The 23,114-nt window shown below is 68.7% G+C and carries 25 protein-coding genes; 13 read left to right on the top strand and 12 right to left on the bottom strand.

Going from position 1 to position 23,114, the window contains the following annotated elements; translation table 11 throughout:
* Positions 1-14: 14 nt before the first annotated feature.
* Entirely contained in the window at positions 15-2,195 is a 2,181-nt protein-coding gene (locus ACXJ3V_RS13760) for an amylo-alpha-1,6-glucosidase (RefSeq protein WP_457100885.1), read from the bottom strand.
* A 178-nt stretch (positions 2,196-2,373) separates the two neighbouring features.
* Between ACXJ3V_RS13760 and ACXJ3V_RS13755 the strand changes: the two genes are divergently transcribed.
* From ACXJ3V_RS13755 to ACXJ3V_RS13735, 5 genes are all read left to right on the top strand, one after another.
* Positions 2,374-3,492, top strand: coding sequence for a glycosyltransferase family 4 protein (locus ACXJ3V_RS13755; protein WP_457100884.1), 1,119 nt, complete (start codon positions 2,374-2,376; stop codon positions 3,490-3,492).
* A 91-nt stretch (positions 3,493-3,583) separates the two neighbouring features.
* On the top strand, positions 3,584-4,543 hold the full coding sequence (locus ACXJ3V_RS13750) for an LLM class flavin-dependent oxidoreductase (RefSeq protein WP_457100883.1): 960 nt from the start codon (positions 3,584-3,586) through the stop codon (positions 4,541-4,543).
* Complete coding sequence (locus tag ACXJ3V_RS13745) at positions 4,540-4,935, top strand: VOC family protein (protein ID WP_457100882.1); 396 nt, start codon at positions 4,540-4,542, stop codon at positions 4,933-4,935. The genes ACXJ3V_RS13750 and ACXJ3V_RS13745 overlap by 4 nt, the downstream gene beginning before the upstream one ends.
* The gene (locus ACXJ3V_RS13740) at positions 4,935-5,699 is read left to right on the top strand and encodes an ABC transporter ATP-binding protein (RefSeq protein ID WP_457100881.1); all 765 of its coding nucleotides are present in this window, start codon (positions 4,935-4,937) and stop codon (positions 5,697-5,699) included. Before ACXJ3V_RS13745 ends, ACXJ3V_RS13740 begins: the two co-directional genes overlap by 1 nt.
* Entirely contained in the window at positions 5,681-7,264 is a 1,584-nt protein-coding gene (locus ACXJ3V_RS13735; protein WP_457100880.1) for a transporter, read from the top strand. The genes ACXJ3V_RS13740 and ACXJ3V_RS13735 overlap by 19 nt, the downstream gene beginning before the upstream one ends.
* A 142-nt stretch (positions 7,265-7,406) precedes the next feature.
* On the opposite strand, the gene ACXJ3V_RS13730 is transcribed toward ACXJ3V_RS13735, so the two are convergent.
* The gene (locus tag ACXJ3V_RS13730; RefSeq protein WP_457100879.1) at positions 7,407-8,465 is read right to left on the bottom strand and encodes an EamA family transporter; all 1,059 of its coding nucleotides are present in this window, start codon (positions 8,463-8,465) and stop codon (positions 7,407-7,409) included.
* Positions 8,466-8,611: 146 nt separating this feature from the next.
* Positions 8,612-11,137: an MMPL family transporter gene (locus tag ACXJ3V_RS13725; RefSeq protein ID WP_457100959.1), complete on the bottom strand. Its 2,526-nt coding sequence runs from the start codon at positions 11,135-11,137 to the stop codon at positions 8,612-8,614.
* Between the two features lie 71 nt (positions 11,138-11,208).
* Between ACXJ3V_RS13725 and ACXJ3V_RS13720 the strand changes: the two genes are divergently transcribed.
* The gene (locus ACXJ3V_RS13720; RefSeq protein WP_457100878.1) at positions 11,209-11,781 is read left to right on the top strand and encodes a TetR/AcrR family transcriptional regulator; all 573 of its coding nucleotides are present in this window, start codon (positions 11,209-11,211) and stop codon (positions 11,779-11,781) included.
* Here the strand turns inward: ACXJ3V_RS13720 and ACXJ3V_RS13715 are convergent.
* A complete protein-coding gene (locus ACXJ3V_RS13715) occupies positions 11,762-12,601 on the bottom strand; it encodes a YhjD/YihY/BrkB family envelope integrity protein (protein WP_457100877.1) in 840 nt (279 codons plus the stop codon). The two genes, ACXJ3V_RS13720 and ACXJ3V_RS13715, sit on opposite strands and share 20 nt — an antisense overlap.
* Before the next feature lie 263 nt (positions 12,602-12,864).
* Here ACXJ3V_RS13715 and ACXJ3V_RS13710 point away from each other — a divergent pair, with 263 nt between their 5' ends.
* Positions 12,865-13,218, top strand: a complete 354-nt coding sequence (locus tag ACXJ3V_RS13710; protein ID WP_457100876.1) for a VOC family protein — start codon at positions 12,865-12,867, stop codon at positions 13,216-13,218.
* 54 nt (positions 13,219-13,272) lie between these two features.
* Entirely contained in the window at positions 13,273-13,656 is a 384-nt protein-coding gene (locus ACXJ3V_RS13705) for a hypothetical protein (protein ID WP_457100875.1), read from the top strand.
* A 45-nt stretch (positions 13,657-13,701) separates the two neighbouring features.
* On the opposite strand, the gene ACXJ3V_RS13700 is transcribed toward ACXJ3V_RS13705, so the two are convergent.
* Positions 13,702-14,049: a MerR family transcriptional regulator gene (locus ACXJ3V_RS13700; RefSeq protein WP_457100874.1), complete on the bottom strand. Its 348-nt coding sequence runs from the start codon at positions 14,047-14,049 to the stop codon at positions 13,702-13,704.
* A gap of 83 nt (positions 14,050-14,132) precedes the next feature.
* Between ACXJ3V_RS13700 and ACXJ3V_RS13695 the strand changes: the two genes are divergently transcribed.
* Both ACXJ3V_RS13695 and ACXJ3V_RS13690 read left to right on the top strand, forming a co-directional pair.
* Positions 14,133-15,023 carry an NAD-dependent epimerase/dehydratase family protein gene (locus ACXJ3V_RS13695; protein ID WP_457100873.1) on the top strand — a complete coding sequence of 297 codons (891 nt, stop codon included), beginning with the start codon at positions 14,133-14,135 and terminating at the stop codon, positions 15,021-15,023.
* Positions 15,024-15,148: 125 nt separating this feature from the next.
* On the top strand, positions 15,149-15,700 hold the full coding sequence (locus tag ACXJ3V_RS13690; RefSeq protein WP_457100872.1) for a DUF937 domain-containing protein: 552 nt from the start codon (positions 15,149-15,151) through the stop codon (positions 15,698-15,700).
* Positions 15,701-15,734: 34 nt separating this feature from the next.
* On the opposite strand, the gene ACXJ3V_RS13685 is transcribed toward ACXJ3V_RS13690, so the two are convergent.
* Positions 15,735-15,908 carry a hypothetical protein gene (locus ACXJ3V_RS13685; protein ID WP_457100871.1) on the bottom strand — a complete coding sequence of 58 codons (174 nt, stop codon included), beginning with the start codon at positions 15,906-15,908 and terminating at the stop codon, positions 15,735-15,737.
* A 105-nt stretch (positions 15,909-16,013) separates the two neighbouring features.
* Positions 16,014-16,724 carry a lysophospholipid acyltransferase family protein gene (locus tag ACXJ3V_RS13680; protein ID WP_457100870.1) on the bottom strand — a complete coding sequence of 237 codons (711 nt, stop codon included), beginning with the start codon at positions 16,722-16,724 and terminating at the stop codon, positions 16,014-16,016.
* Positions 16,725-16,839: 115 nt separating this feature from the next.
* On the opposite strand from ACXJ3V_RS13680, the gene ACXJ3V_RS13675 reads away from it, so the two are divergent.
* Positions 16,840-18,141 carry a glycosyltransferase gene (locus ACXJ3V_RS13675; protein WP_457100869.1) on the top strand — a complete coding sequence of 434 codons (1,302 nt, stop codon included), beginning with the start codon at positions 16,840-16,842 and terminating at the stop codon, positions 18,139-18,141.
* Between the two features lie 19 nt (positions 18,142-18,160).
* Here the strand turns inward: ACXJ3V_RS13675 and ACXJ3V_RS13670 are convergent, their stop codons facing one another.
* Together ACXJ3V_RS13670 and ACXJ3V_RS13665 are read right to left on the bottom strand one after the other, a co-directional pair.
* Positions 18,161-18,601, bottom strand: coding sequence for a GNAT family N-acetyltransferase (locus ACXJ3V_RS13670; RefSeq protein WP_457100868.1), 441 nt, complete (start codon positions 18,599-18,601; stop codon positions 18,161-18,163).
* 97 nt (positions 18,602-18,698) lie between these two features.
* Positions 18,699-19,349 carry an HAD-IA family hydrolase gene (locus tag ACXJ3V_RS13665; RefSeq protein WP_457100867.1) on the bottom strand — a complete coding sequence of 217 codons (651 nt, stop codon included), beginning with the start codon at positions 19,347-19,349 and terminating at the stop codon, positions 18,699-18,701.
* Between the two features lie 208 nt (positions 19,350-19,557).
* On the opposite strand from ACXJ3V_RS13665, the gene ACXJ3V_RS13660 reads away from it, so the two are divergent.
* Positions 19,558-19,902 carry a hypothetical protein gene (locus ACXJ3V_RS13660; protein WP_457100866.1) on the top strand — a complete coding sequence of 115 codons (345 nt, stop codon included), beginning with the start codon at positions 19,558-19,560 and terminating at the stop codon, positions 19,900-19,902.
* Between the two features lie 88 nt (positions 19,903-19,990).
* Here the strand turns inward: ACXJ3V_RS13660 and ACXJ3V_RS13655 are convergent, their stop codons facing one another.
* Both ACXJ3V_RS13655 and ACXJ3V_RS13650 read right to left on the bottom strand, forming a co-directional pair.
* Positions 19,991-20,764, bottom strand: a complete 774-nt coding sequence (locus tag ACXJ3V_RS13655; protein WP_457100865.1) for an ABC transporter permease — start codon at positions 20,762-20,764, stop codon at positions 19,991-19,993.
* The gene (locus ACXJ3V_RS13650) at positions 20,761-21,690 is read right to left on the bottom strand and encodes an ATP-binding cassette domain-containing protein (RefSeq protein WP_457100864.1); all 930 of its coding nucleotides are present in this window, start codon (positions 21,688-21,690) and stop codon (positions 20,761-20,763) included. The genes ACXJ3V_RS13655 and ACXJ3V_RS13650 overlap by 4 nt, the downstream gene beginning before the upstream one ends.
* A 174-nt stretch (positions 21,691-21,864) precedes the next feature.
* Between ACXJ3V_RS13650 and ACXJ3V_RS13645 the strand changes: the two genes are divergently transcribed.
* Complete coding sequence (locus ACXJ3V_RS13645; protein WP_457100863.1) at positions 21,865-22,527, top strand: DUF4241 domain-containing protein; 663 nt, start codon at positions 21,865-21,867, stop codon at positions 22,525-22,527.
* A 321-nt stretch (positions 22,528-22,848) separates the two neighbouring features.
* Here the strand turns inward: ACXJ3V_RS13645 and ACXJ3V_RS13640 are convergent.
* The coding region (locus ACXJ3V_RS13640; protein ID WP_457100862.1) for a phosphatase PAP2 family protein at positions 22,849-23,114 on the bottom strand (266 nt) is incomplete at its 5' end.

Below are 23,114 nucleotides of genomic sequence, written 5' to 3'. Positions count from 1 at the left end.
ATCGGCAGCGCCGGTCACTCCTTCGGGGTGGCCGGCGCTCCAGGCAGCCCGGTGAGCTCGGCATGGTCGGAGTCTGCGGTGATGTCGAGCCGGGCGGGCCCCGCCGGCAGGCGTTCGATGCGCACGGAGCCGATGATCGCCGGAGTCGGCTCCACCCGGGCGACACCGCGCGGGAGGTCGAGCTCGAGCCCTACGGCGATCCGGACCAGCTCGAACGGCGTCGCGGCTGCCCAGGCCTGGGGTGAGCACGAGGCGGGGTAGCTCACCGGCACGGGCTTCTCGTCGCGGCTGAATCCGCAGAAAAGCTCGGGAAGCCGGCCCCCGTGGGCCTCGAGAGCGTCCAGCAGCCCCTCGATGACGGTGGCTGCGGGATCCCGCCGTCCGTATGCCGCCATGCCGGCCGCGGCGAGCACCGTGTCGTGCGGCCAGACCGACCCATTGTGGTAGCTCACCGGGTTGTAGGCACCCGACTGCGCCGAGAGGGTGCGGATTCCGAAGCCGGTGAACATGTCCGGGGCGACGAGCCGGTCGATCACGGCGTCGGCGCGGTGCGGCGGCACGATGCCGCTCCACAGGCAATGGCCGATGTTCGATGTGACGGAGTCGACCTGCCGCTTGTCGGCATCGAGCGCGAGCGCATAGGTGTTCTCCGCCGGCATCCAGAACGCCTCGTCGAACCGCGTGCGCAGCGCTTCCGCCCGGTCGTCCCAGGCACGGGCTGCAACCTCGTCGCCCCACGCTCTCAGGAGGTCGGCTCCCCCGCGCATCGCCGCGTAGCTGTAACCCTGCACCTCCGCGAGGGCGATCGGCGGCCGCGCGGTCGTCCCGCGGTGGAAGGTGACGCCATCGGAGCTGTCCTTCCAGCCCTGATTGAGCAGTCCCCGATCGCTCGAGCGGAGATACTCGACAAACCCATCGCCGTCTCGGTCGCCGTACCGGATGATCCATTCGAGCGCCAGTTCGACGGCGGGCCGGAATTCCGCCAGATCCTCGGCCGGGATGCCCCAGCGCAAGGCGCGGCCCACGAGCATCACGAACAGCGGGGTCGAGTCGATGGAGCCGTAGTAGACGTTCGTCCCGCCCAGGACGAGCGAGAGATCCGCGCCCAGGCGCACCTCATGCAGGATCCGCCCTGGCTGCTCCTCGCTCCGCGGGTCCAGCCGCGTTCCCTGAAGACGGGCGAGAGTTCGCAGTGTGCCCAGAGTGAGCCGCGGTGCGAACGGAAGCATCATCCAGCCGGTGAGGAGTGAGTCGCGGCCGAAAAGAGCCATGAACCACGGCGCGCCGGCGGCCACGACGTCGTCTTCGGGATGCTCGGGGTCCTGGATGCGCAACGCTCCCAGGTCGCGCTCGCTGGTGCGCAGCGCCTCCGCGAGCACGCGGTTGGAGGTGACCGTGTCCGGCACCTCGTCTCGCCAGTCCCGCATCCGCTGCGCCGGTGCGGTCTCGGCGAATGGCCGGTCGGCGGGGTAGAGGAACTCGAGGTCGATCCCCTGAGCGCTGGGCACCGCCTCGATGGTCGTGCGCCACTCGTCGCGCGCGGGAACGACGACGCGGAAGGTGAGGGTGTTCGGACTGGACAGTGCTCCCGGAGCGGAGATCCGGATGCCGCGCTGCGCGCCCGGCCGGTCGAGCCAGTAGACGAGGTCCCCACCGACGTGACGATGACCCACCGGCGGCACGTGCGCGAGCCGGTGCTCTTTGACCAGGAAGAGGTCGGCGAAGTCGGCGTCCGCGGTCAGCGTCAGATCGACGCCCGCCGGCTCGGAGCCGTAGTTGCGCAGGCGGATGTCCTCGCGCATGCCCTGTCCGACCATGCGGTGCCGTTCGACGATGACCGTACCCTCGGCATGACCGGCGCGAGGCGCCGCTCGGCCGACGAACACCGATTCGTAGGGCTCCGCGGCGACCACGCCGAGGGGCTCGATCGGCATCCCGTCCAGACGCAGCTGCCAGCGCGACACGACCCGCGTGTCCTGTACGAAGAGGCCGTCCGGGCGCAGCGGGTCGATGTCGCCGTCGTGGCTCGATACGCAGAATGTCGAGCCTTCGACGAGGGTCACACTCGACTGGACGAGCAGGACTCGCTCGACTCCATCCGTTCGGGGTTCTCGCGACCCGGTGGCGGAGTGCCCGTCGGGCCCACCAGCCGTGTCGTCGTTCGAGGGAACTGGCACGGTTACGTTCAGTGTCACGCGGGATCCTCTCGGATTGCGAAACATCGATCCTACGCTTCACCGGGCGGCGGGTAAACGCCCCCCGTGAAAACGAGTGCTCACCAGGTTCCTCCCCTACCATCCGGAGAGTGCGATCCCGGTCCGTCCGGACCGCACCGGTCACTGCCACGACCTCGATCCACAAGGAGGCGCCCCCATGTCCACTGCCGCCGTCGCCCCTGCGGACCGCCCGACGCAGCGCGCGGAGGTCGCGCTGCGGATCGGCATGATCGCTCCGCCCTGGTTCGCGATTCCGCCCGAGGGCTATGGCGGCACCGAGGCCGTCGTCGCGAGTCTCGTCGACCAGCTCGTCGAGCGCGGACACGAGGTGACCCTCGTCGCCGCGGGCCCGGCGGCCACCCGGGCGACTCGGCACATCACGACCTACCCCGAGCCTCCCTCCGATCAGCTCGGGTCGTCGCCGATGCCCGAGGTCATCCACGTCGCCATGGCGGCCGAGGCGCTCGAGGGACTCGACCTCGATCTGGTGCACGACCACTCCCTCGCCGGCCCGCTGCTCGCGCGCGGCCGCGACATCTCGACCCTGGCGACCATCCACGGCCCGTCCCTGGGCGAGAACGGCGACTACTTCACGCGCCTGGGGCGCACCCTCGACCTCGTTTCGATCTCGCGGGCTCAGCGCAACGATGCGCCGCACCTGAACTGGGCGGGCACGGTGTACAACGCGATCGACCTGAGCACCTTCCCGTTCCGCGAGTCGAAGGACCGCGACGTCCTGTGGGTCGGGCGATTCTCCCCGGAGAAAGGGGCGCACGTCGCGATCCAGGCGGCACGGCGCGCGGGTCGCCGCATCGTCCTCGCCGGCAAGCTCAACGAGCCGGCAGAGCAGGAGTATTTCGACAGCGAGGTGCGTCCTCTCCTGGGGCCCGACGCGGAATACGTCGGAGAGGCGGATGCTGCACTGAAGCGCGAGCTCTACGCGAAGTCGTCGTGCCTGGTGTTCCCGATCTCCTGGGACGAGCCGTTCGGCATGGTCATGGTCGAGGCGATGGCCTGCGGCACGCCCGTCGTCGCGACCCGGCGCGGATCAGTCCCCGAGGTCATCGACGATGGCCGTACCGGGATCATCGTCGACGACGTCGACGACCTTCCCGCGGCGATCGCCCGCAGCGACGAGATCGACCCGTACGCGTGCCGCGAGCGGGTCGCGGCGCACTTCGACCTTCCGGTGATGGGTGCCGGGTACGAGCGCGTCTATCAGCGCGTGCTGAACCGCAGCCGTCGGACCCGGAGCGCCGCGCAGGCTGTGGCATAGCGTCCGCCCGCGCGGGGTCGTCGGCCACGCGGCTGTGAGACGATGGCGCTCGGCATCCGCTCCACGGTGCCGCACCGAAAGGACCCGGACAGTGTCAGCAGCGCCGCAGATCGGAATCATGCTCCCCCGCGACATGGACCCCCGGCGCGTGCTGGAATTCGCCCGTCACGTCGACGAGCTGGGCTTCGACGAACTCTGGGTCGTCGAAGACCTCGGATTCCGCGGCGGCATCGCGCAGGCCGCCGCCACGCTCGCCGTCACCGAGCGGATCCGCGTGGGGGTCGGCATCCTCCCCGCCGCCGTCCGCAACGTCGCCTACACGGCGATGGAGGCCGCCACGCTCGCGCAGCTCTTCCCCGGTCGCGTCGACTTCGGCATCGGACACGGGATGCCGGGATGGATGCGCGCACTCGGAGTCTGGCCGGACCGGCCGCTGCGCTTCCTCGGCGACCAGGTCCTCTCCCTCAAAGGGCTGCTCCGTGGCGAGTCCATCGCGAGCCTGATCGACGGCGACGACCCCATCGTGCTCGACCCCCGCGTCGTGCCCGCGGTCGCACCAGACGTGGTGCTGGGCGTGCGCGGCCCCAAGTCGCTGAAGGTGTCGGGGCAGGTCGCCGACGGCACGGTGCTGGCCGAGCCGTGCACGCCGGAGTACGTGCGCGCGGCCATCGACCAGATTGACGCGGCCGGCCCGCACCGGGTCATCGCCTACAACATCGCGGCGGTGGCCGCATCCGAAGGTGACGCGATCGCCGCCGCCCGGCCAGGGCTGGAGTGGATCGGCGAACCCGACTGGTCGCCGCACATCACGCCCCTCGACATCGCCGAGGAGTTCGCCGCGCTGCGCGCGCGCTGCGGGTCGCCTGCCGAGTTCGCGCAGCGACTGCCCGACGAGTGGGTCGCTCGGCTCGCGCTCGCGGGCACCGCACCGCAGGTGCGTGCGCGGATCAGCGAACTCGGCGAGGCAGGCGTCACCTCGGCGGTGCTCATCCCGGTCGGTGCCGATCCGCTCGCGGCCGCCGACGCCCTCGCGGAGGTGCTCGGATCATGACCGGCCTTGTTCCTTACCTGCACTTCGAGGGCCGCGCGCGAGAGGCCCTCACCTTCTATCACGAGATCTTCGGCGGCGAGCTGACCCTGCACACCTTCGCCGATTTCGGGCGCACGGATGGCCCGGCCGACGCCATCGCCCACGGCATCCTGAGCGGACCCGTCGAGCTGTTCGGCGCGGATGCCGACGGCGACACCGCACCGCTGCGCCTCGAGGGCATCCTGTTCTCGCTGCTGGGGACCGCGGATGCCGCGACCCTCGAGTCGTGGTTCACCCAGCTGTCCGCCGGCGGAACGGTCACCGATCCGCTGCAGCTGCGGCCGTGGGGCGCGCACGACGGGCAGCTGATCGACCGGTTCGGCGTGACCTGGCTCATCGGCTACGAGGACTGATGGAGGCCGTGGCGCACGCGCTCGAGATCCGCGGCCTCACCAAGCGCTTCGGCGGAGCGAATGCCGTCGACGACCTGAGTCTCACGGTGCCGCACGGCTCGTTCTATGGCCTCGTCGGCCCCAATGGCGCCGGCAAGACCACGACCCTCTCGATGGCGACGGGGCTGTTGAAACCGGACGCCGGGACCGCCCTCGTCCACGGCATCGACGTGTGGCAGCACCCGCTCGAGGCCAAGCGGCTGATCGGCAACCTGGCCGACGGGGTCGATCTGTACGACCGGCTCACCGGCGAGCAGCTGATCACCTTCGCCGGGCTCCTGTTCGGACTCGATCGCACGACCCTCGCCGGCCGCGTGCAGGATCTGCTGCGGCTGCTGGATCTCGAGGACGACGCCGGACGCCTCGTCGCGGACTACTCCGCCGGCATGACCAAGAAGATCGCCCTCGCCGCAGCCCTCGTCCACTCGCCGCGCCTGCTCGTGCTCGACGAGCCGTTCGAGTCGGTCGATCCGGTGGCGGCGGCGAACATCCGCGACATCCTGGACAGCTTCGTCAAAGCCGGGGGCACCGTGGTCGTATCCAGCCACTCGATGGAACTGGTGGAGCGGATGTGCGACCACGTCGCGATCATCGCCGGGGGCCGGGTGCTGGTCGCAGGCTCCATGGACGAAGTGCGCGGGTCGGGCGACCTCGAGACGCGCTTCCTCGACCTGGTCGGCGGACGACGACGGGGCGAGGGCCCGGCATGGTTGCTCTCCTCCTGAGACTGCGCTTCCGGGTGCTCGCCAACACCCTGCAGCGCAACACGTTCCAGCTGGTCGCTGTGATCGTGGGCGGAACGCTCACCGCGGGGCTGGCCCTGCTGGCGCTCGGAGTGATGTTCCTCGCCTCGGCGCTCTCCCCCGCCGTGACGCAGGCGGTGGTGGTCGTCGGCGGCGCCACGCTGGTGCTCGGCTGGCTGGTCGTGCCCCTGCTGTTCGACGGGGTCGACCGCACGCTCGACCCCCTCAAGCTCGCGCGGTTCCCGCTGCGCACCCGCACGCTGATGATCGCGATGTTCCTGGTCGGCATCACGTGGGTGCCTGGCATCGCCACCCTCGCGGTGTCCGTGGGCGTCGCGATCGCGTGGCGCGGGTATCCGGCCGCTGTGGCGGCGGCCGTCGTCGGCGGCCTCATCGGCGCCGCGACGTGCATCACGGGATCCCAGCTGGCCACGACCGTGGTCGGCACCCTGCTGCGCGGCCGCGGGGCCGCACGCGTCGCGATCGCCGCCCTCGGCGCACTCGCCCTCGCCGTGCCGCTGGCCATCGCGACGCTGGGTGGTGCGACGGCGGCGAGCGGCGGATCGACCTCCGGTCTCATCACGGCGCTGGACGTGCTCGGCTGGTCGCCGCTGGGCGCGGTCTGGTCGGTGCCCGGCCGTCTCGCGATGGGCGACCCCGCGGGCGCCGCGGTGGCCGCGCTCGTCGCGGTCGGCACCCTCGCCGGCATCGTCGTGCTATGGCGGCTGACCCTCGGAGCCGGCCTGCGCGTACGCGGCGAGCGTCCGCCGCGTGCGATCGCCGGCGGCCGCCTCGGGCCGCTCGGCTGGGTGCCGGCGACCCCGACCGGGGCGGTCGCCGCCCGCTCGCTCATCTACTGGTTCCGCGATGCCCGGCAGTCCCGGCAGCTCCTCCTGCTGCCGGTGATGCCAGCGCTCCTGCTGATCTGGTGGCGGCTGTTCGACCTCGATGCATTCGCCCTGGCCATCGGTCCGATCGTCGCCTCGATCCTGCCGCTGGCCGCGTTCGCGGGGCTCTCCTACGACGGCACCGCCTTCGCCGCCGAGCTCGCGGCCGGCGTGCGCGGCTGGCAGGACCGACTCGGCCGCGCCGTCGCGCTGCTGGTCGTGGCCGGTCCGGCGTCCGTCATCGTGCAGCTCGCCGTCGCCGTGATCATCGGACGGATGTCCGACCTTCCCGCGCTCCTCGGCCTGACCCTCGGCATCCTGCTCATCTCCATCGGCGTGGTGAGCGTGTCGTCGGCGCGGCTCGTGGTGCCGGTGGCGCGCACCGGGCGCAACCCGTTCTCGGCGCAGGCGGGTTCGGCGACCACCGCGATCTTCGCCTCGTACCTGGTGGCCATCGTGACGTTCGTGCTGGCGATCCCGGTCGTCGCACTGACGATCGGCGCGCTGCTGTCGGCCATCCCCGCGCTCGGCTGGTTCACCCTCGCCGCGGGCCTCGCCTTCGGCGGCGCCGTCGCCGCGGGCGGGGTCGCGCTGGGCGGCCACGTGCTCGATGGGTCGGGGCACGCCGTGCTCGCCCGGCTCCGGCTCGTCCGCGCCTGACCCTGCGACAACCGCGTACCCGGCTGCGGGCGTGACGGCCGACACGCCGGGTCGAGGCATCCCTCCCCCGGCGTGTCGCCGATCATCCCCGCAGCTGGGTACGCGGCGTCGCGCGCCGGGCGCTTCGCGGCGAGCCGGTTGCTCACTCCGCGGGATGCGAGTGCCGGTGGTGGCTGTCCGGGTAGTGCTCGTGGGTGTGGGTGAGTTCGGGATGCGCGTGCGGATGCCGATGGCGCGTGCCTGGCGCCACCGGCTCCGCATGCGCGTGGTCGTGGTGGTCGTCGGGGTGCGTGTGCCAGTGATCGTGCTCGAGCGGCTCATGGGTGTGCGGGTGCTCGTGCCGTTCGGTGAGGTGCAGCCAGACGCCGAGCGCCATCAGCGCGCCGGCGATGAGGAGCGGGATCGTGACCGGATCGCCCAGCGCGATCGCGAGCAGCGCGCCGAAGAACGGAGCGATCGAGAAGTAGGCACCCGCCCGGGCGGTGCCGACGTGGCGCATCGCGACGATGAACAGCACGAGGCTGATGCCATAGGCGAACAGCCCGGCGAGCATCGCCGCGCCGACATTGAGGATCGGAGGGACGGATGCCCCGAGCGCGAACGCGAGCGCCAGGTTCACCGGTCCGGCGACCAGACCCTTCGCCGCGGCGAGCCACGTCGCGTCGTGGAGGGCGACCTTGCGGGTGAGGTTGTTATCGAGGCCCCACGCGAGGCACGCGCCGAGGATCGCGACGGTCGGCCAGATCCCGGCGAAGTCCGCCTGTCCCGGCCACGAGAGCACCACCGCCCCCGCGACGATCGCGGCCATGCCAAGCGCGACGCGGCGATCGAAGTTCTCCCGGAACACGAACCATGCCAGCAGCGCGGTCGCAACACCCTCCGCGTTCAGTAACAGGGACGCACCGGATGCCGGCATCCCGCTCAGCCCGAACATCAGGAGCACGGGACCGACCACGCCACCGAAGAACACCCCTCCGCCCAGCGGCAGCAGCTCGCGGCGCGCGAGACGCACCCGCTCCGGCCGGCGGATCAGACGGTACACGCCGAGCCCGATCCCTGACCCGAGGTAGAGCAGGCCGGCGAGCATCCACGGGCTGACGTCGTCGAGCAGCAGCTTCGCGATCGGGGTGCCCGCGCCGAACAGCGCGGCCGCGGCCAGGGCCGCGAGCACTCCGGGGTTGCGCAGCGAGGCGAGCTTCACCGTTCGAGCGTACGCCGGGGGAATCCACCCTCGCCCTGTACCCAGCTGCGGGCGGGACGGCCGACGCGCCGGGTCGAGGCATCCCTCTCCCGGCGTGTCGCCGATCATCCCCGCAGCTGGGTACGCGGTCGCGCGCCGGGCGGCGGCTAGGTCGTGTGCGGGACCCCGCCCACCTGCATTCCGGGGTGGTCGCGCTCGAGGGACGCGCCCTCGAGGTCGACATTCGGCATGACCTTGTCGAGCCAGCGCGGCAGCCACCAGGCCGACCGGCCGAGGAGGTGCATCAGGGCGGGCATCAGCAGCATCCGCACCACGAACGCGTCGAGCAGCACGCCGAACGCGAGGCCGAAGCCGATCGACCGGATCATCGTCGACTGCGAGAAGATGAACCCTCCGAAGACCGAGACCATGATGAGCGCCGCGGCGGTCACCACTGAGCGACCGGCCCGGAAGCCCTGTGCGACCGCCATCTTGGCCGACGACCCGTGCACGTAGGCCTCTCGCATTCCCGAGGCGAGGAACAGCTGGTAGTCCATCGCGAGCCCGAACAGGATGCCGACCAAGATCACCGGCAGGAAGCTCAGGATCGGTCCGGTGCTGCTCAGCCCGATGAGCGACGCGCCCCAGCCGTACTGGAAGACGCCGACGATCAGGCCATAGGTCGCGAACAGCGAGAGCACGAAGCCGCCGGTCGCGATGACCGGCACCAGGAGTGAGCGGAACACCAGGATCATGATGAGGAACGACAGGCCGACGACCACCAGGAGGTAGATCGGCAGGGCGTCGCTCAGCGCGTCCGAGATGTCGATGTTGCTCGCCGCCTGACCGGCCACACCCAGCGTGAGATCTCCGCCGACCGGCGGGAGGGCGCGGATGTCCTGCACGAGCTGCGCGGTCGATTCGCTGTTGGGGCCCTCTTCAGGCACGACCTGGAAGGCGAGGAGAGTGTTGTCGTCGGAGGTCGCGATCGGCGCGACCGCGGCCACGTTGTCGAGGCCGGCGAGCTGCTCGGCCACCTCCACCTGGGCGGCGAGAAGATCGTCTTCGCTGATCGGGTCAGCTGACGTCGCGGTCACCAGCAGCGGTCCGTTCGCGCCGGCGCCGAACTCCTCCTCGATGATCTGGAACGCCTGGTAGCTGGTCGAACCGGCCGGCTCGCTGCCGCCGTCGGGCAGTCCGAGCCGCATCGACATAGACGGAATGGCGATGACCAGCAGCGCCACGATGGTGCCGAGCACGGTGAGGATCGCGCGCAGGTTCGACATCGGCGTGATCGGCTTGGCCACCTTCGCGGGCGTGATCTCGGCGCCGATGGTCGCGCGCTTGCGGCGCGACAGCAGGCGCATGCCGAGCAGCCCCAGCAGGGCCGGCGCGAGCGTGATCGCGACGAGCACGGCGACGCCGATGCAGACTGCGCCGACGGTGCCCATCAGCCCGAGGAACGGGATCCCGGTGACATTGAGGGCGAGCAGCGCCACGATGACGGTCGATCCGGCGAACACCACCGCGGTGCCCGAGGTTCCGGTCGCGAGTCCGATCGACTCGCGCACCGGCACTCCGCGCAGCAGCTGCTTACGGTGCCGGTAGACGATGAACAGCGAATAGTCGATGCCGACGGCGAGCCCGAGCATGACGCCCAGCACCGGCGTGATCGACGCCATGTTCACGATGCCCGAGAACGCCAGCGAGGCGGTCACGCCGACGGCGATGCCGACGAGCGCCGTGACGATCGGAAGGGCTGCGGCCAGCAGCGACCCGAGCGTCACGATCAGCACGATGCCCGCGAAGATCAGACCGATCGCCTCGCCGACGCCGAACAGCTCGGGAACGCCCTGGGCGAGTTCCGATCCGAAGTAGACCGAGACGCCATCGATCGGCTGGGACTCGAAGTGATCGATCGTGGTCTGCTTCGCGTCTTCGGGCAGCTCCAGCCGGGTCTCGTTGAAGGTGACATTGACGATCGCGGTCGATCCGTCCTCGGACACCACGCCGATTCCGTCGGCCAGTTCGAGGAGCGTCGAACCCTGCTCGACCTGCTCGGCCTTGTCGTCGAGCTCGGCACGCGAGGCATCCAGCGTGTCCTGCTGCGCCTGCAGCGCCGCGGTCTGCGCCTCCAGCTGCGCCTGCTGCTGGTCGAGCACGGCGAGCTGCTCGGGCGGGGCGCCGGCCGCCTCGGCCTGGGTCCGCGCCGCAGTCAGCTGCGCCTGCGCGGCGTCGAGCTGAGCCTTCCCCGCATCGAGCTGCGCCTGGCCGGCGTCGAGCTGGGCGCGCCCGTCGTCGATCTGCGTCTGCCCGTCGGCGAGCTGCTGAGCGCCGTCCGCCTGCTGCTGCTGCGCGTCGAAGGGGTCGATCACCGATGCGACGTCGTCGAGGTCCTCGGCGCCGGCCGCGACATCCGAGATCGCCGCCTTCTGCTCGTCGGTGAAAGGCGAGCCGTCATCAGTCTGATAGACGACGGATGCCGTCATGCCGGCGCTGTCCGGAAGCTCTTTGGTGAGCTCGTCGACGACCGCACCGGACGCCGTGCCGGGGATGTCGAAGCTGTTGCTGAGCGACCCGCCGAAGGCGAGGAAGGCGCCGAGCGACAGGCCCAGGATGAGCACCCAGGCGACGATCACCTGCCAGGCCCGGCGTGCAGCGAATGAACCAAGGCGGTAGAGCAGCGCGGCCATGGAGATCTCCTTGAAGTCGCGTTTGATCATACGCACCGTCTCGTCTACTCCCTGGGAGTTAGCCTGGAGCCGTGAACGAGCATCGAGCGGGACCGCTTCGCAGCGCAGCTGCGCGCGAATCCATCCTTGCCGCGACCGCGAAGATGTTCCAGGAGGTGGGCTACGAGCAGCTCACGATCGAAGGCATCGCCAAGCAGGCCGGCGTCGGCAAGCAGACCATCTATCGGTGGTGGGGATCGAAGAGCGCACTCATCGCGGAGTGCCTGACCGACGGGCGGCTCTTTCCGGTCGACCTCGCCGCCCCGAACACCGGCGACCTCGTCGCCGACGTGGAGGCCTGGGTCTCGAGCGTGACTGGCATCCTCGTCTCGCACAATGGCGAGTCGCTGCTGCGCTCCCTGGTCGCCGCGGCCGCCGAGGACGCGGAGATCGGTGACCGCCTCACCACGAGCCTGGGCGTGGATCGGCAGCTAGCCGAGCGGCTGCGCATCGGGATCCGAGAGGGTCAGCTGCCGGATTCCGCACCCGCCGACGAGATCGGCGCCGCCATCATGGGCGCCATCATCCTGCAGGTCCTGTCGCGGAACACCGGCTACGAGGCGCCGATGCGCCGCCTGGTGCGCTTCATCCTGGCGCGGACTTAGATCGACGCCACGCCTGCCCGGTGGAGGTGAGGTGGACGACTCGACCGACCGTCAGCGCGATGAGGAGGATGATCGCCAGCACGAGCAGCCATCCGATGTAGGTGAATCCGATGCCGAGGACGCCGTATCGACTGGCGGAATCTGCGAACAGCGTCGGAAGGACGACTCGGCCCACCAGTCCGGCCACGGCGAACCCGAACCCAGCCAGCACCGAGCCGGGCAGGAGCTCACCAAGGCTCACGCGTCGATTGATGACGATCCACGACGCGATCCACCACAGCAGGCCCCACAGCACCACCTCGGCGATGAATTCGATGACCGGGATCGGACCATCTCCGCGCACGATGATTCGGGTCACGACGATCAGGGCCAGTCCGAGGATCACTGCGAAGACCGTGACGAACCATCTCCACGCGAACTTGAGACTGACGGCCGGCGAATGCCAGATCGTATGGAGCGCCCGTTCCAGGGCCCGGGCCAACGAGGTCGCGGCGATGATGAGGACCACCACGCCGATGACGCCCGTGGCCCGCAGCTCCTGCACTCCTCCGGGCAGGGAATTCTCCAGGATGTCCGCCGTCGCATCGTCGAAGCCGAGGTGCTCGACGAAGATGGGCCCGGTCTGCGGGTCCAATCTCGAGCGCAGCGCGCCCGCGACGATCAGCATCGGAAGGACCGAAGTGAACGCTGTCGCAGCCAGGGTCATGCCGCGATCGATCAGCGCGAGGTTACCCAGGTCGCGCAGAACCCGCAGCGCGAATCGCCCCGCCGACGACCGGGCACCGGCTCGCACCAGGCCAGAGGCGGACCACCGATCCATGTGGCACCTCGCAGACGGTGGGCGATCGGCGCCGATATCACCCGATCCAGTGCGAGGCTAGCACCGCATCGACGGAGCGCCTCAGAGTTCGATGGAGTAGTAGACCTGGGTACATGGTCCTCCTCGTCGATCGCATTCAGGAGGTCGGCCCTCGTCCCACTGTCAGACACAGCAATCGGGCGCCAACGAGGTTGTGTCGGATCGGGCACGATGGACGCACGGCGGGTGCCGCGCGCGCGCACGTCGACTTTGAGGAGGACCCGATGACCGAGAACGCCGTCCGCATGGTGGTGCTGACCACCGACGACCTGGACGCGTCGATCCAGTTCTACGCCGAGACCCTCGGCTTTCCGCTGAAGTTCCGCGATGGCGACCACTTCGCCGCGCTCGACGGCGGCACGATCACCCTGGCGCTCGCGACCGCACTCGACCACCCGATCCCCGGGCAGGTCGTCGTTGGCATCAAGAGCGACGATGTGGATGCTGCCGCATCCGCCATCGACGCCGCCGGCGGCGCCATTGCCCGAGGCCCCTATAACGACGCCCACGAACGCCGCGCCGTGGTGTACGACAGCATGGGCAACGGCCTGGTCGTGTACAAGTCGCTGCCGCGCTGAGGGTTGCGGATCCCCCTTATGGTTCTCGGGAGTTCATCGGGTGACGAGGATGCTGTGGCTCCGGGCGTTGTCACACCTCGTTGGGTCACGCCCTCGCTCTTCGTGCTGGGGGGTGCGGCAGCAATCGCGTTGATGCTCACCGGGCGATTCGTGTTCGGGCTGGTAGTTGCAGCAGTCGTCGTCGTCTTGCTCTTGCTGGCCGTGATCTTTCGTCCGCAGCTTCGCGCATTCAATCGCGGCACGGCCCGCGCGAACACGGCGACATACGGATCATTGGCCGCAATCGGGATCGGTTGGATGATCCTCGGCGTCTGGCGACTGAGCCTTCCCGGCTCGGACGTCATTCTCGGCGCCGTCTGCGTTGTCTTCGGGCTGCTCATGGTGCTTGCTTATGCACCGAAGTACTTTCAAATCCGATTCGCGGCTCGAAGCCGTTAGTGGAGGCGGCACCATCCCGTCTTGCCGGGAGGCGTTCACCCGTTTCTAACGCCCGATTCGGGTGAGCGACTCCGACAGCGCATCGCGAGTTCGCAGCAGTTCCTGAGCGCGGGCATCCATGTCGTCACGGATCGCGACCACCTGGTCGACGATGCTGGGGCACTGGTCTTCGACCTTCTTGCCCCGCGTGCACGGGAGGATCTGCTCGATCAACGCGGACGGCAGACCCAGGTCGAGCAGTGTCTTGATGGTGCCGACGACTGCGACGGCGGACTCGTCGTAGTCGCGGTATCCGTTGGATCGGCGCCGCGGGCTGATGAACCCGAGCTCCTCGTAGTACCGGAGGGAGCGGGCGCTGGCACCGGTTGTGCGGGCGAGCTCACTGATCTTCATCCGCACATCGTGCTTGACATTGACATTGATGTCAATGTTTAGCGTGGAGTTCGCGGCGAGAGACGCCGCAGAACGGATGCGCAATGAACGTCTTCATCATCGGTGGCACCGGCTACCTCGGCTCGGTCCTCGTGGAACACCTCCTCCAGGCAGGACACACGGTGGACGCACTGGCCCGATCGGACGAGGGCGCCGACCGGCTGCGCAGCCTCGGCGCAACCCCGGTCGCCGGGTCGATCAGCGATGCCGACGTGCTCGAAGCGGCCGCCGCGGGCGCTGATGCCGTCGTCTACGCGGCTTCGGATTACGCCGCGACCGCCGAGTCGATGCAGCTCGAACTCGACGCCGTGGCAGCGGTCGTCGCCGGTGCGGGCTCATCCTCGTCAGCGACGCCGGTCATCTACACCTCGACCGGCCTGGTCTACGGGTTCGATCCGACCGACACTGGCGAGGACGCCGAGCTGCCCGAGATCAGCGCTCAGCCCGTGAAGGCCAAGGCGGAGCAGATCGTCCTCGGCAGCGACGCGGTGTCGGGCATCGTGATCAGGGCTGGACTGATCTTCGGACGCGGCGGCACCGGCCTAGTCACCAGCCTCATCGCCGGGGCGGTCGCGAACGGCGCATCCACCTACATCGGCGATGGGGAGAACACCTGGTACCCCGTGCATGTGGACGACCTCGCCGACCTGTACCTCCGCGCCCTCGAGCAGCCGGTACCGGGCATCTTCAATGCCGCCGGCGCAGTCCCGTTCGCGTTCAAGGACCTCGCCGCGGCCATCGGCGACCTGACCGCAACACCCACCGCCTCGGTACCCGTGGTCGTCGCCGAGCAGCACCTGGGCCCGGCGGCCCGCATCATGACGACGTCCAGTCGGCTCCCCGCAGCCAAGGCCCATTCGAGCTACGGATGGAAGCCCACCACCCGATCCCTCATCGACGACGTCCGCAACGGCTCGTACGCAGTTCCGGCTTGATCCGAAACCTGGGTACCCGATTCCGAGCACGCTCGACCGTGTATCGCAAGCCCTCGCTCCGCTCGACGGACGCCGCTACCCTGACGACGAGCGGGGACGAACGACCTCGCGGTGTGGAGATGATCATGGCCGGAGACGACGAGATCCTGAAATCACTGCCGGTGGACGAGATCGCCGCCAAGCTCGGGGTCGACCCGAGCGTTGCGCGGCAGGCGATCCAAGAGGGCGGCGCGACGATCCTGACCGGTCTGCAGCGAAACGCGCAGACACCCGAAGGCTCGCAGGCGATCCTGAATGCCCTCGACAAGCACTCGGGCACCGTGGGCGAGGGAACAGTGGATGTCGACCGCGTCGACACCACGGACGGTCAGAAGATCCTCGGGCACATCTTCGGCGACCAGCAGCACGCCGTTGCGCAGAAGCTCACGTCGGAGCCTAAGACGGCCGGCATCGACTTCGGCAAACTCCTGCCGATCCTCGCGCCCATTGTGCTCGGCTTGATCGCGAAGAGGCAGGGCGGCGCGGCAGGCCAAGCGGATGCCGGCACCGCCGGCGGAGGCGGCATCGGGGACATCATCGGCGGACTGCTCGGGGGCGGTGGCACGGGCGGCGGGTCTCCGGCGGGCGGCATCGACATCGGCGGACTGCTGGGCGGCCTCTTCGGGGGGAAGAAGTAGCGGTTTCGGCGCGCCCCCGCAGATCGCGGGGGGGCTAACTACGCAAGGTGCCGATCTCGTCCAGCGGCACGTAGAACGTGACCTCGCCTGTTTTGGCATCCACCCGCGCCTTGAGATTCACCTTCTGCTTGACGCGATGCCCCCGCGAAATGGCCACAGGGTATGACATCGCAGCATAGACATCACAGTCATCAAGAAACTCAGACATGCACCGGAGCCTAACCTGCGAGAGCACCCTTCTCCGCGACCTGTTTCGTTCACATGGGCTCGCCACCCCCACGTCGAGGCGTGATGGCCCGCTGACCGGCGCGGCTCAGTCGCGCGATGACGCGTTGATGGTGCCGGAGCGTTCCTGGCGGCTGAGGGCGGCGATGGCGGCCATCATGCGCTCGGTGATCTCGCGACGAGCCTTCCCATCCGGCACACCGTCGAGGTCGGCGAGATCGAGCGGCTGGCCGAAATGCACCTCGAGACGCGGCCTCCCCGGCAGGAGGTGGCGCAGCGGCTTGATGGTGGCTGTCCCGATCAGCCCGACGGGCACGACTGCGGCGCCCGTGTCGCGCGCCATCCAGGCGGTGCCACCGTGACCCGCGTGCAGCTTTCCGTCGCGTGAGCGGGTGCCCTCGGGGAACACCGCGAACACGCTGCCGGCTCGCAGGATGCTGGCGCCCGCGTCCAGCGCGGCACGCGCGTCGCGTCCGGTTGCCCGGTACACCGGCACACCGCCTATCGACGCGAAGAACCAGCGCCGAAGGCGGCCGAGCGGCCCCGAGCCGGTGAAGTACGAGGACTTGATGAGGAACTGCACGGGGCGGGCCGCGGATGTCGGGATGATGACCGTGTCGAGTGCCGCAAGGTGGTTGCTCGCCAGCAGCACCGGTCCACGCACGGGCACGTTCGCTCGGCCAACGATGCGCGGGCGGTACATCAGCCAGAACAGCGGCCGCAGGACCGCGCGCCCGAGAAAGTAGATGGCACCCGGCCGTGGTGCAGGGGCAGGGCTCGTGGGAGCAGACGCTGTCACCTCGCCACCATATCCGTCGCCGCCGAAGCGGATCCGCAATCGGGCGATGCCCGGCGGGCGTGGTTTGTGAAGCCCCCGGTGGCGGGATCCTATTCCACGCGGCATCCTGGGTCGCATGACCCGCTTCCTGCTCTCGGCGATGCCGTTCACAGGGCACGTCAGCCCCGTTCGCGCCGTGGCGACTGCGCTCGTTGCACGCGGACACGACGTGCGGGTCTATTCGGGCGAGGCGTTCCGCGCGGCCGTCGAGTCGACGGGCTCGCGGCTCGTCCCGTGGCATCACGCTCCCGACTTCGATGAGAATGACCTCGCCGCGACGTTCCCGCGGCTCAGGGGCAAGAAGGGGCTCAGTCAGCTCCTCATCAACGTCGAAGACGTCTTCATCAACACTTCCGCCGGGCAGGTGCAGGATCTGCGAGAGGAGTGGGTCAGGGAACCGTGGGATGCGATCGCCGGCGACGACCTCTCGATCGGCGCGGCGCTGTACACGGCGCAGAACGGCGGGCCCCGGGCGACGATCTCGATCACCCCGCTGAATCTCTCCGGAACGCAGGGCCCTCCCGCCGGACTGGGTCTATGGCCCGGCACGAATCCGTTCACCAAGGCGAGGGATGCCACCCTCCGCGCGGCTGCGCCGCTCATGGCCCGATCGCTCACGAAGGCGATCGCGAGATCCGAGAAATCCATCGGCCTCCGGCCGCGAGGGCTGACCATGGAGGAGGTCACCTTCTCGCGTCAGCTCATCGTGGCGAGCGGATCCCCGCTCCTGGACTTCGAGCGCACCGACCGGCCCGACTTCCTGCACTTCGTCGGCGAGCTCCGGATGCCTCCGCAGGCGTCGCATCCGCTGCCGGCGTGGTGGAGCGAACTCGAAGGCCGACGGGTCGTACATGTCACGCAGGGGACGCAGAACATCGATCCCGCCGACCTGATCGTGCCCACGCTGGAGGCGCTGGCCGACCGCGACGACCTGCTCGTGGTGGTGGCGACGGGCGTCCCCGGAGATGATGAGCTGCCCTTCCCCGTCCCCTCCAATACGCGGGTCGCAGGATTCCTGCCTTACGCCGAGCTCCTTCCGCGAGTGGATGTCGCCCTGACGAACGGAGGATGGGGCGGGACGCTCGCGATGCTCGCCCACGACATCCCTCTCGTGATCGCTGGAGGGGACCTCGACAAACCCGAGATCGCATCCCGCGTCGCATGGACCGGAGCAGCCGTCAATCTCAAGACCGGCACGCCAACCGCGGCTCAGGTCGCAGCCGCCGTCGACAGAGTGACCACAGACCCGTCATACCGGGATGCCGCAGCCCGCGTCGGCGCACAGCTGCGGTCGCTCGGCGGGGCTGCTCGCGCAGCCGAACTGCTCGAGCAGCTCGCTCAACCAGCGGACAAGTCGACCCTTCGATCCGGCGGCTGACACCGACAACGTTGACGATCTAGGTAGGGTTCKGTCCGTATCCGCGGCCCCATCGGAGCATCCAAGACTCGGGGTCGGCGAGTTGCTCGAACCCGAACTTCTCGTAGAGGCCGTGGGCGTCTTCGGTGAAGAGAGCCGTCCGCTTCAAGCCGAGCGGTTCCAGGTCGTCGATGATGCCTTGCATGATCAGCTTTCCCACGCCACGACCTCGCGCTTCCGGGGCGACGAAGACATCCGCGATCCACGCGAAGGTGGCACCGTCGGTGATCGCCCGCGCGTAGGCGAGCTGTGGGCCACTTTCGCCGTCGAACACGCCGTAGTTGCGGGAGCCGGCCATCGCCGCGTCGTGGGCTTCTCGAGTTCGACCGCGCGCCCAATAGGACTCCTCGGAGAGCCAGCGGTGCACGCGCTCGACATCCATCGCGGATGCCTCGGATGAGAAGACCAGATCATTCGCCATGTCTCGATGAAATCAGCAATGGCGTCGGCATCCGCCGTGCTGACTCGATGCAAGTGGACTGGCAGGTGGGCTGATCAGGAAGTTCGACCGACCGATCTCACTCGGCGAAGGAGAGGATGAGCCCATCGTCGGCGGCGGTCACGCGGCAGGATGCAACGGATGCGATAGCCCAGGTCGGCTCGGCTCGCTTGGCGTCGGGACCGACGCCGAGCACTCGCATCCCGGCGCTGATTCCCGCGGCGATCCCGTTTGCGGAGTCCTCGACCACGATGCAGTCGGCAGGATCCACTCCGAGGCCCGCCGCAGCGAGCAGAAACGCGTCGGGGTGTGGCTTTCCCCGGCGGACGTCCTCCGCGGTGACGGACAGGTCCGGCATCCGCAGTCCTGCCGCGCCCATGCGCGCAACCGCCAGATCCCGCGTTGCGGAAGTGACGAGTGCGTGCGGAACGCCGAAAAGATCGTTCAAGAGCTGTGCGGCGCCATCGATCGCGACAACGCCGTCCAGCTCCGCCGTCTCGGCGGCGAGGAGCTCGCGGTTCTCGGCGAGGTTGAACGTGTGTGGCCGCCCCGGCAGCAGAATCGCCATGCTCTCGTGACCCTGCCGACCATGGATGACCTCGAGCGTGCGCGCGGGGTCGATACCGTGCTCGTGCGACCACTGCGTCCAGACACGCTCGACGACAGCGTTCGAATCGACCAGTGTGCCGTCCATGTCCAGAAGGAGGGCTCCCCCTCGGGTCGACGTCACGTGATCACCCTAACGCCGCGTTCAACTCGTCCCATGCTGCCCGGTTCTCTGCCACCCGATCAGCGCTCGCCCAGATCCCCATCAGTCTCTAGGCCCGTGGCACGCTGACTTCGTGTGGGCACGCGGCGTGATGCTGGTGGCGACACGATCGCCCTAATGAAGCGCATACTGATGACGGTCTGCAAGGGGCTGGGTCAGGAGTGTGGGTGTGCCAGTTCGAAGCATTAATACACTGCGGGCGTGGCTCGACGAGTTCGCCGGTTTGGGGTATCCGACTGCGGAAGCGGCGCGTGTCATCGTTCAGGACGGGGCCGACGACGCTAATACGGGCTTAGTGGTCTTCCAGTTCGTGAACTCACCCACACTGGCTTACCTCCAGCCGGAACMGCCCTCGCTGGAGTGGGTTATCACCATCGAAGGGCGGGAAGGCTCGATCCCGATGAGGCCGTCGACAGCGATGAACGTCGCCTACGAATTCTCAGTGGTCTCAGCTCTGGGGGCGTTCCTTGAGGCGAAGTCTCGGACCTGGATAGCGGATCAAGAAGCAGATTGAGCCCAGAACTCCTGCGGCACCCTGATGCCGTGACAGGGAGCTCCAAGGAGGTTCATCAGGAACCACCCGACGGGTCGGCTTATGCGCGTCAGATGTTTCGTCGCTTGACGGTGATGGCCCCGGMGACCAGCCATAGGGCTGTCCAGAGGACCGTGGTGAAGGCGAGCACTACCGGGTCGAGCTGACCCTCTGCGGTGGTGATGGAGATGAGCGTGCCGAGGGACGCGCCTGGGATAGATCTGCCGACGAGGTTCACGGCGTCGACGGGGATGAGGCCCAGGATCAGGGGCACGAGGTAGAAGAAGCCGAGTACGACTCCGAGGGATCCGATCGCGGATCGCACGATCAGGCCGGCGGCGACCCCGATCAATGCGCAGCACGTTTCGGCTAGGGCCAGATCGAGCAGGACTCTTGTGGCCTCAGGGGACCACGCGTCCATCCCGCCGCCTCTCAAGACGTCGGCGAGAGCGAACGTCCCGATGGCAGTGACGAGCGAAATGGCCACGGCGACCACGAGCACGATCGCGTACTTGGCGAGCACCACGGGGATGCGTGCGGGCACGACGCTGTACGTCTGGATCGCGGCGTTGCTCTCATAGTCGGAGGTCGCCGTCATGATCGCGATCAGGATCAAGAAGATGAGCGTCGCGGCCGAGGATGGTGTTGCGGTGTCGAGGATCGCGGCCGCATCAACGGGTCCGCTCGCCCCGGATGCCCAGATCAGCGTGACCAGGAACGGCACGACGAGTGCGGCGCCGATCAGCCACGGTGTCGCGCGCAGTCCGGCGAGCTTGATCGACTCAGACCGAATGGCACGCCGCATCGTGATGCGGTGCTCGATCGTGGTCTGTGCGACGCTCATCGCTGCTCCTCATGAATCGGCGCGCCGGAGGCGAACTGCTCCTCACCCTCGGTCAAGGCCAGAAAAGCGTCCTCCAGCGAGCCCTGCCGGGGAGTGAGCTGGTGCAAGGGGATCGCGTGAGCCGCGGCGAGGTCCCCAATCGCCTCAGCAGTGATACCGGTAACGACTAGTGCGCCGTCGGGTGCGGTGCTCTCCACCCGACCCCCCTTTGTCGCGACGACGGCGGCCAGGTCGGGGCTGCGCGGCGAGCGGACGAGGACCGAGGAGCGGGTGGCGTGCGCGATGACGTCCGCGATCGGCCCATCCGTGATGACGCGTCCCCTGCCCATCACGATGACCCGGTCAGCGGTCAGCGCCATCTCACTCATCAAGTGGCTGGAGATCAGAATCGTTCTGCCCTCCGCCGCGAGAGAGCGGGCAAGTTCGCGCACCCAGTGAACCCCGTCGGGATCGAGCCCGTTCACCGGCTCATCAAGAACGAGCGTCGCCGGGTCGCCGAGAAGTGCGGCGGCGATGCCGAGCCGCTGACGCATCCCCAGCGAGTAGGTGCCGATGCGCCGAGCCCCGGCATCCGTCAATCCGGTCATCGTCAGCACCGCGTCGACTCGGTGATCGGCAATCCCGTTGGTCGCGGCCAATGCGCGCAGGTGCGTCCGCCCGGTACGGCCGGGATGCACAGCGGTCGCGTCCAGAAGCGCGCCCAACGTCGACATCGGCGTCATCGAGCGGGAGAACGGTGCGCCGTCCACCAACGCCGTGCCGGAGGTCGGCCGATCCAATCCCACTATCAGCCGCATCGTCGTCGACTTGCCGGCCCCGTTCGGACCGAGCAACCCGGTTACCGTGCCCGGCCGCACGGTGAAGCTGACATCATCCACGGCCACGCGAGAGCCGAAAAGCCGCGTCAGACCAGCTACCTCGATCACTCGGACACCTCTCGATCACATTGAGCCTAAGGGCGTGAAGCTTCTCGCGCCCGGATCGAAAACGATCCCCTTGCGGGCAATAAGCCCACTAGCAGTTGACGCCTCTATGCGGTCGGGAGGCCGCAGGTCGCGTCGCCGGTACCTGGAAGATCGACCGGACGGCATGATCGAGACATGGATATCGGCGATCACTACGCGTTGGCTTCCGGTCAGGCTCCGCTGCCTGATGGGCGATCGGTGCAACTGACTGTTGTGGACCTTGGCGAACTGCATGTTGATTCGGGGATGCTCGGCGTCTGCGACCCATACGTGAACCTCGATGCGCCGCTCGTCATCCCGGTCCCGTCAGGCCACTACCCGGTGCGAGTGACCTATGCGGATCTGTCAGAAGCCCAAGACGGGTCGCAGTGGCGGGAGGCATATCTCTCCGTCGTGCTCTCCGCGTCGGAAGCAGCGTCCCTCGAGCCGGCCCCGAGTCTTGACGGACCACCTGACCCCGGCCGGTACTGGGGTATAGAGGTCGATGCCGGCACCGTCGCCTTCGTCGACGCGGAAGCCGCGACCCGCTGCATGCCCGGTGCAGCAGTCGACTGGCGCTCCGAGATTTTCAACTCAGGCAGGCCCGACTCCTGGTTTGCGCAGGCGAAAAGTGACGGCCCACAACCGGTCGACACTGCAAACGTCGTCTTGCCTCTGGCGACTCGCGGGGAGAACCTGATCCTGGCGCGGGCCGGCTACGGCGACGACGGGTTCTATGCACTGGAGCGCACCCTCGCCGCCGACGGCACAGTCACCGGAATCCACATCGACTTCCTAGTCGTCGGCCTGACGGAATAATGGCGAGCCCCCGGGCCGCGACGCCGAATCGGGGCTTCGCCCGGCAGTTCCGACAGAAGTCGGCAGCGTTGGGTGATGCGGTCCTGGCGGCCACGGATCCGGTTGGCGTGCGCCCCGGGCTCGACGAATCCCACACTCGAAACATTAGGTAGACGTGATTCGGCGCCGTCCCTCGCCCGATCAGTATCGGCTGCTCGCACCGGCCAGGGCCCTCAGCGGTCCTCGAAGCTAGTGCACGCAGAGGGATCCTTGCTTGCGGTGGTCGCAAAACAGGCCACTTGCAGGACCCGAGCGGTCGTCGGGCGGGGGCGTCCCGCCCGCCTACGACATCAGCTGTCGCCGCACGACAGCGGCGCTCCACCGTCCCAGCATTGCGCCCGCGACGGTGTCCGAGATGTGGTGCTGGCCACGGTAGACCCGCGAAAACGCGATCGCCCCGGGAATCCCGTACCGAAGGAAGGGGCCCAGGAGCCGCGCGCCACGGGTGCCGTGGTGATCGAGCAGGTCGGCAAGCGTGCCGTGGAGCGCGAAGGCCGCCGCCGTGTGCCCGGAAGGGAACGACGACGTCGCGTGCGGCAGCTCCGGGC

The organism is Microbacterium sp. P5_E9, from assembly GCF_054049175.1.
This window is presented reverse-complemented; position numbering and strand designations above follow the sequence as displayed.